Genomic DNA, 15,716 nt, shown 5'->3' on the forward strand with positions numbered 1-15,716 from the left:
TTGATCTTTTATTTCATAGAAGAAAATGGTAGTGTGGTAAAGAAGGTAGCATCTACTTTCTCTACGATTTTTCCATTTGCTTCAGAAGCATCTCTAGCAGCAACCCAATCTGGGTCTTTTAGAAAATTCTGAAATGCAGCTTCAAATTTAGCTTTATCTTCATGACCTAATAAATATACTAGTTTGGGCTGGCCTCCTCTTTTTCGGAAGTAATCCAATATGGATAATTCTTTAAGCCTTGACGTGCAAAAAGGTCTTGGGTATGGTCTTTAAATCGTGCGATAAGGTTATCAATTTTCCCATCTAAACAGGTATAAACCCTTAATTGGAACACACCACTTTTACTTGGCATAGGCATTTCATTTAAGCCTGGTGCTAAAGTCATAAAGGTTTGATCTATTTTGGAAACCAAAGCCCCATCCACAATAGACTCTTGGTAAGCCTTTTTCCATTCTGGGTCATTCAAAAACTGATTCCACATTCTATCTCTCGCTTCCTCATCCGGATAACCCAAGATATAAGTCAATGAATTATCATTATTTTCTACTGGCACAAAATACGCCACATTTTCCATCCCACTCTTTTCAAATAAAGCTACTGTATGATCCTGAAATCTTTTGATCAATTCAGGCAACTTCCCAGGATTAGCGTAGTATTTCCTGATTTCAAAATAATTAGACTTCAAATTTGCTGCTTGCTGGCTAAAAGCACTCAAACTGAAAAGCACTCCTAAAAGTGTCAATAATGATATTTTTTTCATGGGTTCATTGGTAAGAAAGTAAAAGATAAGGGATTATTTTTTCCAGGCTTTAATCAAACCAGGGATCATCACCAAAGTAATAATCATAAGACCAAATGATTCTCTGGATTCTTCCATGAAATCATTTTTCATACTGAGATTGTGCTGCTCTACCTCTTGAGAAACCCAATCTCCTACATGGCCTTGCCAATAATACGCTGCACCGATCAGACAGGCAGCTACTACCACTGTCAAAGGTATTTTAGGGAATATCCCCTAAAACCCAATAAACAGAAAATAATGGCTACCCCATAAATACTTACCCAAATTTCAGGGTCTGGGTCATTGAATTGCCAAAAGGCAAATAAGGCGAAAAGGACTACCCAAAGTCCATAATACACTTTATTAAAAGTCATGATTAAATGGTTTTTGATCAAATCTACTGAAAACGATGAATTTTATTTAATTTAATCCTGTGAACGGTTTAGAAATAAGTAAACAAGCATATACCTCCCATAAATACTTATTTATGAAATTGATTTTTAAGAGACTTTCTATACTTCTATTACTATTAATAAACTCAGGATTGATTCTCGCTCAAGATCAAGACTCAACTTCGATTAACTATCCTGATACCATCCAAAAACCAGTGTTATTTTTTAATGACACCATATTCTTCATTGCCAATAAAATAGGTCCGTTCTCTCCTTCTGAACGAGCCCAAAATTTTAGCAACAAACTAGATCTTCTTCTAGAAACAGAGGCGTTTGACACTACTCTTTTGAGTACCACTCAAGATGATATTGCCATCGAAATTTGGCATGGCGAAATGATTTTAGGAAGTGTCACAAAAGAAGATGCTTCCTATTTTGAAAAAGACCAACGTGTGCTGGCTCAGGAATATCTGGAGGCGATCAAAGAATCTTACAGGAGAAATCATGAGGATCGTTCCTTGATACAGATTATCACCAGAACAGGAATGCTTATCGGGGTGATTTTAGTGGTAGTCTTATTGGTGTATTTAATCAATAAAGGCATAAACAGAACCATTGATTTTATTCTTTCCAAATGGCATAAATATTTCAAAGGAATCAAAATCAAAGACTTTGAATTACTCTCTGCAGAGCGTGAAGAAAGCCTACTGAAATCATTGATGAGGATCTTCAAAATTATCCTCATCATCATTTTGCTGTACCTTACTCTCCCTATTATATTCAGTATTTTCCCTTCTACTAAAAATCTTGCGGGAATCTTATTGGGTTACATCACCAACCCTTTAAAATCCATCATTAACTCTTTCTTACAATATATTCCCTACATGTTTATGATCATCGTGGTGGTGGTCATTACTTATTACATAGGGCAATTTGTGAATTTTATATCAGGGGAAATTGGGAGAGGTAACCTAAGCATTCCTGGTTTTTATCCAGAATGGGCAAAGCCTACTTTTAATTTGGTTAAAACCATTATTTATGCCTTCGCATTCATTGTGATTTTCCCTTATTTACCTGGTTCAGATTCTCCTGCCTTCCAAGGAGTCAGTGTGTTTTTAGGCTTATTAATCTCCCTAGGTTCTTCTTCCGCCATCAGTAATATTATTGCTGGCCTGGTTATCATTTACATGAGGGCATTTAAAATTGGAGATCGTGTAAAAATCGGAGATACAACTGGGGATGTCATAGAAAAAACAATGCTGGTTACCCGTCTTCGAACCATAAAAAATGAAGAAGTCACCATCCCAAATTCTGCTATTTTAAATGGAAATACTATCAATTATACGGTAGAAGAAAATAGTTCTGGATTAATTTTACATAGTACCGTAACTATTGGATATGATGTGCCCTGGCGCAAAGTTCATGAGCTCTTGATCGGTGCCGCATTAAAAGTGGATACAATTATCAAAGAGCCTAAACCTTTTGTTTTGCAAACAAGTTTGGATGATTTTTATGTGAGTTATCAGATCAATGCTTACACGATTGAAACCAAAAAAGCAGCCAAAAGTTACTCTGATTTACATGCCAGTATTCAGGATGCCTTCACAGAAGCAGGCGTAGAAATCATGTCTCCACATTACCGGGCAAACAGAGAAGGAAATGACTTGACAATTCCTCCAAAATATATTCCTGAGGAAACTCCGCCAGCAGCACCTACTACTCCTGCCCCTTCTAACCCTGAGAACATGGAAATCAAACCCTCAGATGCGGGCGAAGAACCAGAAGACTCAACCTATCGCTAATTCCTTTTTATGGTAAACGTTTGCCAAGCTAAAACTGAAGCTGATCTCCAAGGGATTTTAGACCTTCAAGAAGAAAACCTAATCCAAAATATCTCAGAATCAGAGAAGAATGAACAGGGCTTTGTAAGGGTACAACACAATTTAGAATTGTTGGGATTATTAAATTCTATCGAACCTCATATCATCGCAAAAGATGGAGATCATGTGGCTGCCTATTTTCTTGCGATGACCAAAATATCCAGGAATGATGTCCCTATGTTAGTGCCCATGTTTGAGCAATTTGATGAACTTTATTACCTAGGTAAAAAAGTAAGTGAGTACAATTATATGGCTGTAGGACAGGTTTGTGTTGGTAAGAAATACCGAGGACAGGGATTGTTCTTTAATGGTTATGAAGCCTATCGAAAAGCCTTTGAAAAAGAATATGATTTTGCGATCACAGAAATTTCTATTTCAAATGCAAGATCTTTAAAAGCACATCAAAAAGTGGGGTTTGAAGTGATTCACACCTTCAAAGACGAGTATGAAACATGGGCCATTGTAGTTTGGGATTGGAGTAAAAATTAACGCTATATTAATCTCACTCTCAACAACTCTCCATCAGCCGTGATGTATAGGTAATCTTCATTGGTATCAAAAGTACAGTTAGAGGTGGCTCTTCCTGTTTTAATCGTCCCCAAGTGTTCTCCATTGGGACTGATGATCAAAATTCCCCCAGGTCCGCTTGCAAACAAGTTCCCACTACTATGCACAGCCATTCCATCTGGAAGCCCAGGATTGGCCTCTCCAACCAGATCACTCACATCCAAAATCATTTCCCCTGAACTTACATTTTGATTCTCATCCAAATTAAAAGCATAATATCTTGCTTTAAGGGGGTCTGATTGGGCCACGTATAAGTTTTTTATCAGGACTTAATCCGATACCATTTGGACGGGAAAGTGAGTCTATCTGTAGGGTTAAATTCCCCATAAAATCAAGCTGATAAACACCCTGAAATTCCAGCTCCTTGGTATCCCATTCATCCAATCCATAAGGTGGGTCAGTGAAAAACAAATTTCCGTTTTCACTCTTCACCAAATCATTGGGGCTATTAAACTTCTTTCCCTGGTAGGTATCTGCCAACACCTCAAAAACTGGGCTGGGCTCTGATATATCACTCACCATTTTGGCAACCTGTCTGGCCCCATGTTGGCATAGCATCAACTTCCCGTCTTCATCCAAAATCAGCCCATTGGCTCCTGGTTCTCTTTTATTTGTCTCACTTCCAAAATATCCAGATGGCTCCAAATATACCTGTAAGCTATCTGATTCTGACCATTTCCAAATCTTGTTTTCTGGAACATCTGTAAATATCAATGCCTGCTGATCCTCTAGCCATAAAGGTCCTTCAGACCAATCAAAACCCGATGCAATTACCTCAATCTTAGAATCAAGAGGGATTAACATATCCATACTCCCACTTAATCTTTCAATGGAACCCGTTGTTTCAAAATTTGAAACCTTAGCATCCCCTGCCTCGGAGTCCGCCTTCTTTTCTGGCGAATTGCAAGACAACACAAGTAAGGAGAGAAAAATAATAGGCAGAGGCTTATTCATGGCTCGATTGATAAAGTTCTAATCTCCAATTTATTAAATCCTTTTGAATTGTCATTACAAGAGTTTCCAAGGAAGTAATATGAAAATCAACTACAAACCAGTCGATCTGGACTCTGCGCCTCTTTCCTGAATCAATTTTTTTCGAACATCCATTTTGCGATAAAGCCCAATAGGGTCTGCGGCACCTCCTAATTGAATTCTAGCCTCTTTTACCAAAGGACGAACATCTCTTTGAAATGCTTCTTGGAGACACTCCTGCGCACCTACTACATCGCCTTCCATCTGGAAAGCAGTCAATTTCTTTCTATTGACCAATAAAGCTTTGGTAAAACTAATGCTAATCATTTCAAGGGCCTGCATCAAATCTTCCAAGGGATCCTTGGTATTATGGCTTGCATCAATCATCCAAGAAATACTTTCCCATGCTTGGGCTCCATCTTCAGAACCCGTAATCAGTTCGCAAAAAATCAGGAACAACTGATATGGCTTAATACTACCAGTAGTTAGGTCATCATCTCCATACTTACTATCGTTGAAATGGAAACCTGCTAACATATCCTGGTACATCAATGTAGCCACAATTTGTTCAATATTGGTATTGGGTAAATGGTGTCCTAAATCCACCAATACTTTTGCCCGATCTCCCACAGATTTACATAGCAAAGAGGAGGTACCCCAATCAGGAATAATAGTATGATAAAAGTTAGGCTCATACGGTTTGTATTCCACTAACAACTTCCAATCTTCTGGCATATTCTGGTAGATTTCAGACAAGGATTCTTGCGTCCATTGCAATGATTTTCTCAAGCTTGCCTGCCCAGGAAAATTACTTCCATCTGCCAACCAAACAGTCAACCCTTTACTACCTAACTTCTTACCAATTTCAATCACTTCCACATTATGCGCAACAGCTTGGTCTCTCACTGATTTTTTGGCATTCCCGAGTGACCCTAGCTTGTAACTCTCTGCCTGCCCATAATCTTGAAAAGTGTTACTATTCATGGCATCAAAGCTGATCCCTAATGATTCTGCTTTCGATTGAATAGCCGAATAGTCCCTTGGGATATCCCAAGGGATATGCAAAGAAACACTATCTGTTTTTTTTGTCAGAGCCTTCAACAAACCAATATCCTCGAGTTTTTCTTCCAAATCTCTAGGCTCTCCTCCTATTCCAAAGCGCCCAAACCGGGTTCCTCCAGCTCCTAAAGCCCAACTAGGGACAGCAATTTGAAAAGCTTTGATTCTTTCAACCAACCCATTGACATCATTCCCCTCTTTTGATAAGTGATTGGCCAAAAACCTAAACTCTTCCTGATGGCTGGAAAGTACTGATAGATTATATTCTTGTAATTGTTCTAAACTTAATTTCATAACTCTTTAGGTTGATCCTCCTTCTTTTTATTGATCCAAAAAGGTGCTGTTCCAAACCAAAGGAACATCCCAATGGTCATGTAAAGATGGCTGGAATCAAGGGAGATCATTGATTTAAAGTACATCAAAGGCGGCACTATGGTCAGCAAAAGGGCTAGGTAGGATGCTATTTTAAGTAAGGTTTTCATGCAAATTTCGTTCGAAGTGCTGGAAACTGGATTTTGGAAAATGTTACAAATAAGGTTACGGCTATAAACCATCCAGGAAGCCCCAAAAGAAAATTTCCAGTCCATAGAAGTAATTCAAAAGCCAGCAAATAATGAGTGTGATAAGCCAAGCAGCTAAGGCTGGCCATGTAAATGCCTTTTTGTTATGCAGTGCTTGTTCTGGCTGAAAACCCATTTTTTCAGCGAAGTAAAAATCTGCAAAGATGACGGCTCCCATAGGCATCAACACCAAACCATACAAAGCCACAAAATCCAACAATTTCATCACCAAAGCAGGGAAGCAAGCTGCCAGACTGGTGTACTACCCCTACAATCGCGGTGATTTTCCATGTTTTGGTTTTTGGAAAAATCCCTTGCAAAGCCAATCCCGCTCTATAAATAGTTGGATTTGCTGTTGTCCATCCTGCTACCACCACACAAACAGCCCCAGCTACGCCTGCTGCTTGAAAAGCAATGGGTCCTGGAGCAAATTCCTGTGAGTTAGCATTGGTTTGAAGAAAGACTGCATACAATATTCCAGAGGCTATCCAGGCAACAAAGTGACCGATGTACATTCCTGCAAAAGATAAAAATCCATATTTCCAGGACTTAGCATAACGCAAAATCGTCAAATCTGACATCCCGATGTGCATGGCCATATTACAGAACCAACAGAAAAATATGACATGCCAGACAGTAAATTTTGAAATTCCGGGTAATGGAACTCCAGTCCATATTACTTCTTTCGCTGCCACAACAAACTCATCCAAGGAATGGACTCCTAACTGTGGTAAGGCTGCAAATGCCGCAGAAATAAAAATCAAGATCATCCAAGGTGCCATGACATTGGCAAACTTGGCTACCTGATTATACCCTCTGATCGCAATCAATGTAATCACCGCTCCCATAATCATTACCGCGACTATCCAGCCTGGGGTTTTTGGATACCAGTCGGTCAAGGTAGGCATTTCCAATCCAAAAGGAATTCCCACTGCAGTGGCTGACACTGCGATCATCGATCCCGCCAAAAAGCAAAACATCAATGCGTTGATAAAATTATACAGAGAAACAACCGATTTACCGGTAATCCTTTCTAGTTGGTAATAAAGTGTAAGCCTTTTCGAGGTAGCAATTGGACCAGTCATTAATCCCCAACTCAGGACTGCCAGAAGATTCCCTACAAACAAACCTAAAATAAGATCTGTTGCAGCGACCCCATGTGCAACAAATAATGGCCCGATAACAAATTCAGTACCTGCTGTATGCTCACCGGCATACATACCAAGAAAGCTCTTTCCTGATTTAAGCTCACTTGTAGGCACAGGTGTTCGCTCGTATTCGTTAGTTTGACTAACTATCTTTTTAAATAATTTTTGATCACTCATATCGGCGGGTAAAAAATCCAAAATTAACCTGTCAACTATCCTGTTGCATCCTTGAAATTTGATAAAAGATAGAATAAAAGCCAAAAGCTGTTTCCCTTCCATCCTCATTTCATTAAATTGACCTTCGAAAAATTAACAATAGAATAATGGGCTAAAATTGGCTTGAAGTAACAAAAATGACCCATTTCAAGACAGCACAGGACACCAAAAAGCCTGGGTTGTCCCATATTCAACCTATTAAAATTGAAATTGTAAATGACTACGAATACAAAAGAATTCAAGCATGTCAACCGCATGGGATGATAAAAAGGCTGCCGCTTTGGAAGGAAACGAAGTTGACCTATTAATCTATAGATCCAATATCCTGGGTGCCGATCTCCGCATCACCAACTACGGCGGGGGCAATACCAGTTGCCAAAACTTTGAAAAAGATCCCCTGACCAAGGAGTCCGTGGAAATTATGTGGGTCAAAGGATCCGGAGGGGATATCGGAACCCTCACCAAGGCCGGACTGGCCGGTCTATATGTTGACAAACTCCGGGCATTGCGGGGAATCTACAGGGTATCAGTTTGAAGACGAAATGGTGGGCCTTTTCAACCACTGTATCTACGACCTGGACTCCAAAGCTCCTTCCATCGACACCCCCTTTACATACTTTTTTACCTTTCAAACACATTGACCATCTCCATCCTGATGCAGCCATTGCCATAGCCGCTTCCAAGGAAGGCGAGAAGATCACGCAGGAACTCTGGAACGGACAGATCGCCTGGGTACCTTGGCAGAAGCCGGGGATTCGATCTGGGACTCCAGTTGCAGCAGACTTTGGCGGACAATCCCAGGATTCGAATCATGCTCATTGGACATGGGCTCTTCACCTGGGGAGGCCGTCTTTGAATGTTATATCAACAGTCTGGAAGTCATCGAAACCGCTTCAGCTTACCTGGAGGCCAATTACGGTAAAAACAGACCGGTATTCGGTGGACAGAAAGTCACATCGCTTCCTGCCGAGCAGCGCGCGCACAGGCTGCCTTATTGGCTCCCGTGCTGCAGGGGCTGGCTTCCTCCGAAAAAGAAGTAATTCGGTACCTTCTCCAGACACCGAGGTGGTATTGCAGTTCATCAATTCCAACGACCTTAACAAGCTTGCACCCATGGGCACCTCCTGTCCGGATCACTTCCACCACGTACCAAGATATCCTTTGGTGCTCGACATCCCAGCAGATGTGGATCTTTCCGATCCCGCTACACCGAGCTGAACTGGAAGTGGAATTCCAGAAGTACAGGGAGATGTATGCCGATTACTATGAAAAACACAAGCACCCCAATTCCCCTGCCATGCGTGAAATCCGGTCATCATCCTGTGGCCGGAGTGTAGGTCTTTTCTCCTTTGCCAAGGACAAGCAGACTTCCAGGGTAGCTTCCGGAATTCCTATATCAACGCCATCAACGTAATGAGAGGGGCAGAGGCCGTATCCTCTTATGTTTCCCTTCCCCTTCAGGAAACTTTCAATATTGAATACTGGCTGCTTGAAGGGGAGCCAAGAAGCTTCAGCGCATGCCAAAGGAAAAACCGCTTAGAAGGATCGCACTGATCACAGGGGTGCCTGGGGGAATCGGCAAAGGCATGCCGAACGATATTTACAGGAAGGTGCCTGTGTGGTGGTCACCGACATCAATGCGGAAAGACTTTTCCAGACCGAAACGGAAATGCAGAAAAAATACAGAGGATGTTTTCTGGGCGTTACCCTGGATGTCACCGATACGAAAGCCTCAAAAGCCATGCAGGAAATTTGCCTGAAGTTCGGCGGACTGGACATCATCGTCAACAATGCGGGGATCCTCATCTCAAACCTTTGGTAGAACATACCGAAGCCGACTGGAACAAACTGCTGGACATCCTGGTCAAGGACAGTTTGATGTCCCAGCCAGGAGTCAAGATCCTCAAGCAGCAGGGACTCGGTGGGGACATCGTCAATATCGTCAGCAAGAATGCTTTGGTGGCAGGGCCTAAAAACGTGGCTTATGGCACCGCAAAGGCTGCACAGCTGCATGTCAAGATTGATGGCTGCCGAACTCGGTGAGGACAAGATCCGCGTCAATGTGGTCAACCCGGATGCAGTCATCGAAAACTCCGCTCAACATCTGGGAAGGTGGATGGGCCGAAAACCGGGCAAAGGCCTATGGAATTAGTGAAGGACCTTCCTGCTTATTATGCAACAGAACCTTACTCAAAGAAGCCGTGAAAACATCCGACATCGCGGATGCAGCTTTTGCTTTCGTTTCCGGAATGCTCAATAAATCAACCGGAAACATAGTCAACGTGGACGATTGGACTGGCTCCGGCTTTCCTAAGATAGAAAACAATGAGTACCCAAACCCAACATAACCCAGAACGCTATGCTTGTCGACAAATCGGAAAGAATCCTTACGGATTCAAGGACCCCTAAGTATTTACAAGTAGTGAATTTGATCCTCGATGAAATTGAAAAAGGAAAACTAAACATCGGGGATCGAATTCCTTCTATTAATGAAACTAGTTTTGACTTCTTACTCTCCCGGGATACCGTAGAGAAAGCTTATAATGAGCTAAAGGACCGAGGTATCATCACATCGGTGAGAGGCAAGGGCTTTTATGTCAGTTCAACAAATGTTGAAAATAAACTAAAAGTTCTCCTTTTGTTCAACAAATTAAGCTCTTACAAGAAAATCATCTACTATTCCATCATAGAGACTCTAGGAGAAAATGCTACGGTAGATATGCATATTCACCATTATAATGTGAACCTGCTGGAAGATTTGCTTCATCAAAGCATGGGGAAATACAATTATTATGTTGTAGCCCCTCATTTCTTTGACAAAGACACACACCCTGTGACTGGATACGAGCTTTTAAAGAAAATTCCAAAGGATAAGATGTTGATCATGGATCGAGCTGTAAAAGGTCATGAAAACGAATTCCCAGGGATTTTTCAGGATTTTGCAAAAGATATTTTCGCTGCACTAGAATCTGGGCTAAGCCATTTAAGGAAGTATAAAAGAATGATCTTGGTGTTTCCAAAAGGGGATATGTATCCTGTGGAAATTGTGGATGGATTCAAACGTTTTTGTTTCTTCCACGATTTTGAAAACCTGATCTTGGATGGGATTGATGATGAGCCTCTTTATGAAGGTGATCTTTTCTTGGTATTAGCTGAGTCAGATCTGGTGAATATCATCAAGAAGTCCAGAGAACAAGGTTTGAACCTGGGACAGGATGTGGGTTTGATTTCATACAATGAAACTCCATTAAAAGAGATTTTAGACAAAGGAATTTCTACCATTTCCACAGATTTTATCCATATGGGAAGGTCTATTGCCAACCAAATTTTAGGAACAGAAGATCGAATGCCAATCAAAAATCCTTTTAGGCTTATCGTCAGAAGATCTCTCTAACAATTATTCAATTTAATGGGTCTTGAACATTCATGAATAAAATTTCAGTAACCGCTATTTTCGATATTGGGAAGACCAATAAAAAATTCTTTCTATTTGATCAAGACTTAGAAGTAGTATATCAAACTTACCACAGACTGGAGCCAGGGGTAGATGAAGATGGTTTCCAATCTGAACCAATTGACGAATTGAAAAGCTGGATGATTGATACATTCAACAAAGCTCGTCAAATGGAAGAGTTCGAAATTACGCGAATTAATTTCACAAGTTATGGAGCTACACTCGTTCATACAGATGAATATGGGCAGCCTGTCACTCCTTTATATGATTATTTAAAACCATTCCCTGAGGAACTTTTAGATCGGTTTTACGAAGAACAAGGGGGCAGAATGGAGTTTTGTACCACTACAGCCTCTCCTCCTTTGGCCATGCTGAATTCAGGTCTTCAGCTTTATTTCCTTAAGATTGAAAAACCTGAACAATTCAAAAATATCAAACATACGTTCCATTTACCTCAGTACCTGAGTTCCATCTTTACTGGAAAATTTGTCTCAGATTTCACCAGCATTGGATGTCATACGGGCCTTTGGGATTTTAGAATGCAAGAGTACCATAAATGGTTGAAAGAAAATGAGGTTCTGGATTTGTTGCTTCCAGCAATGAACAGTTCCTCTATTTTCAAAACATTACCACAGTTTGGAGAAATCCCTTCAGGCATTGGAGTCCATGATTCTTCTTCCGCACTTCTACCCTATTTGAAAAGGGAGAATGAGCCATTTATGCTTTTGTCCACAGGAACTTGGGCGATTAGCATTAACCCTTTCAACAAAAGCCCTTTGACTGAGTCGGAATTATTGAAAGATTGCCTTCAGTTTATCGGGATTACTGGTGATCCCATCAAAATCAGTCGACTATTTATCGGAGAAGAACATAAATACCAAGTAGAAAAGATGTATGAGTTCTTCAAAAAGCCATTGGGTACCTATAAGAAATTGGCCTTTGAAGAGGGTAGATTTAATCAGGTAAAATCTAAACCTAACCGGGTTCGGTTCCATTACCTAAAGCCTGAGGCCTATGGATTAACGCAAGCCGAATCCATGAATTTTGAGGAATTCGAGGATTTTGAAGATGCTTATTACAGCTTTATTCACGAGTTGACGGACCTCCAGATTGCAGCACTTAAATTAGTTTGGGCAAATTCTTCGGTCTCAAGAATGTTTATAGATGGAGGGTTTAATGCCAATGAAATATTCGTAGGAATGTTGAGAAAAATTACCTGAATTGGAAATTCTGACCAGTGATTTTGCCTTAGGAACCGCCTTAGGAGCAGCTTTACTTGTTCAGCCAGATTTTAAACCACCGGTAATTTAATTCTTCCCAAAGCTTAAAAATACTCCTAACTTCATTCTTTGCGATTCTTAAATTCCAAAATTATTTGAATCAATTAATAAAATCCATGGAAGTTGCCCTTTTTATACCTTGTTACATTGACCAGTTCTATCCCCATGTAGGAAAGGCTACTTTAGAATTATTGGAAAAATTGGGGTGTAAAGTAACCTATCCGATGGATCAAACTTGTTGTGGACAGCCTATGGCAAATTCAGGGTTTGAGAGAGATACAGAGGGAACAACAAGGCAGTTTTTAGAGACTTTTAAAGGCTTTGATTACATCGTAGCCCCTTCTGGTAGTTGTGTCTTACATATCAAAGAACACCAACCAGAAATGGGAGATTTGATTGAAACACAAAAGGAGGTTCAATCCAAAATTTTTGAATTAAGTGAGTTTCTCACAGATGTATTAAAAGTAGGCACTATCAAAGGATCCTTCCCTCACCGAATAGGTTTTCACTCCTCTTGTCATGGACAAAGAGGATTAAGGTTAAGCTCCTCCTCAGAATTGAATGAAACTCCATTTAGCAAAGCAATGGACCTTTTTGCAGGAATTGAAGATCTTGAAGTAGTCAATCTTACCAGAAAAGATGAATGCTGTGGTTTTGGTGGAACCTTTGCCGTCTCCGAAGAAGCATTGTCTGTTCAAATGGGAAAAGACAGGCTTTCGGATCATTTGGAACATCAAGTAGAAATCATCTGCGGAGGAGACACCTCTTGCTTGATGCATTTACAAGGAATTGCAGAAAGAACCCATAAACCTGTCAAGTTTATGCATTTGGCAGAAATTTTAAATCAAGCCATCTCATGAGCCATCCAAGTCAAGCCGCAAATTTCTTGAAGGACGAAAAAAGAGCCCATTGGCATGATGAAACTCTTTGGTTTGTCCGTGAGAAAAGAGATCTCGCAAGCAAAAATATCCCTGAATGGGAGGAGCTTAGAAACCTTGCTTCCGGAATCAAAAACCATGTTTTGTCCAAATTAGATGTCTATTTGGAGGAACTGGAAGAAAAAGCCACAGCCAATGGCGTCAAAGTTCATTGGGCCAAAGATGCAAAGGAACATAATGAGATTGTTTTGAGCATTTTGAAGGAAAAGAAATGCAAGGCAATCGTCAAAAGTAAATCCATATTGACCGAGGAATGCCACCTCAACCCCTATTTGGAAGGACATGGAGTAGAAGTAGTGGATACTGACCTTGGAGAACGGATTGTTCAATTTTTAAAGCAACCTCCAAGCCATATTGTCCTCCCGGCCATTCACTTAAAAAAGGGGGACATCTCAGAAATTTTCCATGAGAAACTCCATACAGAGAAAGGAAATGAGGATCCTGTATATTTAACTCATGAAGCCAGACAGCATTTAAGAGACAAGTTTATGGCAGCTAAAGTGGCTGTCACTGGAGTGAATTTTGCCATTCCTGAGACTGGCGAATTTGTAGTATGTACCAATGAAGGTAATGCAGACATGGGAGTTCATTTAGCAGATGTGCATATTGCCTGTATGGGCATTGAAAAAATCATCCCAAGAAGAGCAGATTTAGGTATTTTCTTGAGATTATTAGCCAGATCTGCTACTGGACAATCTATCACCAATTATAATTCTCATTTTAGAAGTCCAGCTCCAGGCAAGGAAATTCATTTGATTTTAGTGGATAATGGAAGAACCAAACAACTGGCTCGGGAGAAATTTAAAAATTCATTAAAGTGCATCCGTTGCGGAGCCTGTATGAATACATGTCCCATTTACAGAAGAAGTGGAGGTTATAGTTACGGAAGTACGGTGCCTGGTCCTATTGGGTCTATACTTTCGCCGGGAATTGATGTAAAAAAATACAGTACATTACCTTTTGCTTCCACCTTATGTGGAAGCTGTTCGGATGTCTGCCCAGTGAAAATCAACATTCATGAGCAATTGTATGAATGGCGGCAAGAAATCACCAAAGCTCAAGGTTGGACTGCTAAAGGAATGTCTATGAAGATGGCTAATGGCATATTCAAAAGCCCTTTGGCTTACAAAATATCAGGGAAATTGCTTCGATCCACGTTGAAGACCCTTCCAAATTCAGTGATCTATAATCCTCTGAATGCCTGGGGTAAAAACCGAGATCTACCTGAAGTCCCCAAAGAATCATTTAAAGAGTGGTATCAAAAAAACAGATCATGAGCAGTAAAGAATTGATACTATCCAGCATTAAAAAGCTTTCGCAAGAAGAGCAGCCACTACCTGCTGTCCCTTCATTTGATGCGGCAGAAAATAATTTAGAGACTTTTCAGCAATCTGTAAAAAACAATAAGGGGACTCTTATCTCCGAGTTGGAATTGGTGGATTTAGTAAATTCAGGAGCCTATCCAAAAGTCTATTCAGGCTCTAAATTAATTCCTGATTTAAAATCTTTTGAGCTACCTGAAAAGGGTACAGATTTAAATGATTTGGACCTTGCAATTATTGATGGCCAACTGGGCGTTGCAGAAAATGCAGCAATATGGCTGGAAGATGAAAACTTAGGTTTAAGGGCTGTTCCATTTATCACCCAGCACTTAGTCATCGTACTGGAAAAATCTAAATTGGTAGGAAACATGCATGAGGCCTACTCTCTCATTGGTCTGCATTATTCAGGTTTTGGAGTATTTATCGCCGGACCTTCCAAAACTGCTGATATAGAACAATCCCTGGTAATTGGTGCCCATGGTGCTAAAAGCCTCAGGGTTGTTTTGGTTTAGATTAGGGGTTTTCGACGATGGTTCGAAAAGTCAGGTTTATTCTGGCTTCAGAGACCTTTTTGGTTGGAGGCAAACGATGAAGCCAATTGCTCTGTGTCTCATCCTTCATTACCAATAAACTGCCATGCTCCAACATCATTTCCACCTTTTGCTTGGTTTCTTTGTGTTTGAATGCAAATTTTCTTTCAGCCCCCAAGCTTAGAGAACCAATTGCTCCATTTCTTTTTAAATCTTTTTCTCCATCACTGTGCCATGCCATCCCTTCTGCTCCGTTATGGTAGAGGTTTAGCAAGCAGGAATTAAAAGTTTCTCCCGTCTTCTCCTCTACTTTATCTTTCAACTCTAATAATGCCTTAGTCCAAGGCAAAGCAGTCTTGGTACTATTGGAGTAGGTATATTCATAGGGATTTTCTGCATACCAGGCTACTTTTCTTTTTGTTATGATTTTTTTACCAAATATGATAGCCTCATCATTCCTCCATTCAATCTCATTTAATAAGATCTGGAAATATTGATCAGCCTCCTTTTGATTGAATAACTTCCCATAATAATGAACCGTACCTCCTTCTGGAAGAAGATTCTTAGCTGGATCAAAATCTAAATCAAACAAACTCATTATTCTATCTATTGAACTT

At 40.4% G+C, this 15,716-nt stretch carries 15 protein-coding genes and 2 pseudogenes; 8 read left to right on the forward strand and 9 right to left on the reverse strand.

The annotated features are described in order from the left end of the window. Window positions 1-8 precede the first annotated feature (8 nt). From V8V91_RS09745 to V8V91_RS09760, 4 genes are read right to left on the reverse strand one after another with little or no spacing between them, the layout of a single operon-like run. Entirely contained in the window at window positions 9-218 is a 210-nt protein-coding gene (locus V8V91_RS09745) for an NIPSNAP family protein (RefSeq protein ID WP_373399893.1), read from the reverse strand. Next, on the reverse strand, window positions 179-760 hold the full coding sequence (locus V8V91_RS09750; RefSeq protein ID WP_373399894.1) for an NIPSNAP family protein: 582 nt from the start codon (window positions 758-760) through the stop codon (window positions 179-181). The genes V8V91_RS09745 and V8V91_RS09750 overlap by 40 nt, the downstream gene beginning before the upstream one ends. A 33-nt stretch (window positions 761-793) precedes the next feature. Then, window positions 794-988: a transmembrane 220 family protein gene (locus tag V8V91_RS09755; protein WP_373400651.1), complete on the reverse strand. Its 195-nt coding sequence runs from the start codon at window positions 986-988 to the stop codon at window positions 794-796. Window positions 989-990: 2 nt separating this feature from the next. Beyond that, window positions 991-1,155, reverse strand: a complete 165-nt coding sequence (locus V8V91_RS09760) for a transmembrane 220 family protein (protein WP_373399895.1) — start codon at window positions 1,153-1,155, stop codon at window positions 991-993. Window positions 1,156-1,214: 59 nt separating this feature from the next. Between V8V91_RS09760 and V8V91_RS09765 the strand changes: the two genes are divergently transcribed. After that, window positions 1,215-2,975 carry a mechanosensitive ion channel family protein gene (locus V8V91_RS09765; RefSeq protein WP_373399896.1) on the forward strand — a complete coding sequence of 587 codons (1,761 nt, stop codon included), beginning with the start codon at window positions 1,215-1,217 and terminating at the stop codon, window positions 2,973-2,975. Between the two features lie 9 nt (window positions 2,976-2,984). Continuing rightward, window positions 2,985-3,542 carry an N-acetyltransferase family protein gene (locus V8V91_RS09770; RefSeq protein ID WP_373399897.1) on the forward strand — a complete coding sequence of 186 codons (558 nt, stop codon included), beginning with the start codon at window positions 2,985-2,987 and terminating at the stop codon, window positions 3,540-3,542. Between the two features lie 2 nt (window positions 3,543-3,544). On the opposite strand, the pseudogene V8V91_RS09775 reads toward V8V91_RS09770, so the two are convergent. The 4 genes and pseudogenes from V8V91_RS09775 to V8V91_RS09790 all read right to left on the reverse strand — a co-directional run bounded on the left by V8V91_RS09775 (window position 3,545) and on the right by V8V91_RS09790 (window position 7,536). After that, window positions 3,545-4,574: pseudogene (locus V8V91_RS09775) on the reverse strand (SMP-30/gluconolactonase/LRE family protein). A 90-nt stretch (window positions 4,575-4,664) separates the two neighbouring features. Further along, window positions 4,665-5,945 (reverse strand): TIM barrel protein, encoded by a 1,281-nt coding sequence (locus V8V91_RS09780; RefSeq protein ID WP_373399898.1) that lies wholly within the window; start codon window positions 5,943-5,945, stop codon window positions 4,665-4,667. Continuing rightward, window positions 5,942-6,133, reverse strand: a complete 192-nt coding sequence (locus V8V91_RS09785) for a hypothetical protein (RefSeq protein WP_373399899.1) — start codon at window positions 6,131-6,133, stop codon at window positions 5,942-5,944. The genes V8V91_RS09780 and V8V91_RS09785 overlap by 4 nt, the downstream gene beginning before the upstream one ends. A gap of 218 nt (window positions 6,134-6,351) precedes the next feature. Continuing rightward, the gene (locus tag V8V91_RS09790) at window positions 6,352-7,536 is read right to left on the reverse strand and encodes a hypothetical protein (protein WP_373399900.1); all 1,185 of its coding nucleotides are present in this window, start codon (window positions 7,534-7,536) and stop codon (window positions 6,352-6,354) included. A gap of 255 nt (window positions 7,537-7,791) precedes the next feature. On the opposite strand from V8V91_RS09790, the pseudogene V8V91_RS09795 reads away from it, so the two are divergent. The 6 genes and pseudogenes from V8V91_RS09795 (at window position 7,792) to V8V91_RS09820 (ending at window position 15,081) form a co-directional block, all read left to right on the forward strand. Next, a pseudogene (locus V8V91_RS09795) lies at window positions 7,792-9,923 on the forward strand (bifunctional rhamnulose-1-phosphate aldolase/short-chain dehydrogenase). An 11-nt stretch (window positions 9,924-9,934) separates the two neighbouring features. After that, window positions 9,935-10,969 (forward strand): GntR family transcriptional regulator, encoded by a 1,035-nt coding sequence (locus tag V8V91_RS09800; RefSeq protein ID WP_373399901.1) that lies wholly within the window; start codon window positions 9,935-9,937, stop codon window positions 10,967-10,969. A gap of 32 nt (window positions 10,970-11,001) precedes the next feature. Beyond that, window positions 11,002-12,249: an FGGY family carbohydrate kinase gene (locus V8V91_RS09805; protein WP_373399902.1), complete on the forward strand. Its 1,248-nt coding sequence runs from the start codon at window positions 11,002-11,004 to the stop codon at window positions 12,247-12,249. Between the two features lie 176 nt (window positions 12,250-12,425). Beyond that, window positions 12,426-13,169 (forward strand): (Fe-S)-binding protein, encoded by a 744-nt coding sequence (locus V8V91_RS09810; RefSeq protein ID WP_373400652.1) that lies wholly within the window; start codon window positions 12,426-12,428, stop codon window positions 13,167-13,169. Further along, window positions 13,166-14,524, forward strand: coding sequence for a lactate utilization protein B (locus V8V91_RS09815; RefSeq protein ID WP_373399903.1), 1,359 nt, complete (start codon window positions 13,166-13,168; stop codon window positions 14,522-14,524). The genes V8V91_RS09810 and V8V91_RS09815 overlap by 4 nt, the downstream gene beginning before the upstream one ends. Next, window positions 14,521-15,081: a lactate utilization protein C gene (locus tag V8V91_RS09820; protein WP_373399904.1), complete on the forward strand. Its 561-nt coding sequence runs from the start codon at window positions 14,521-14,523 to the stop codon at window positions 15,079-15,081. The genes V8V91_RS09815 and V8V91_RS09820 overlap by 4 nt, the downstream gene beginning before the upstream one ends. A gap of 1 nt (window position 15,082) precedes the next feature. Here V8V91_RS09820 and V8V91_RS09825 read toward each other — a convergent pair whose 3' ends face one another. Further along, window positions 15,083-15,697: an alpha-ketoglutarate-dependent dioxygenase AlkB gene (locus V8V91_RS09825; protein WP_373399905.1), complete on the reverse strand. Its 615-nt coding sequence runs from the start codon at window positions 15,695-15,697 to the stop codon at window positions 15,083-15,085. Window positions 15,698-15,716: the final 19 nt, after the last annotated feature.

The sequence above is a fragment of the Algoriphagus halophilus genome, assembly GCF_041729275.1.
In the GTDB taxonomy this organism is placed as follows: domain Bacteria; phylum Bacteroidota; class Bacteroidia; order Cytophagales; family Cyclobacteriaceae; genus Algoriphagus; species Algoriphagus halophilus_A.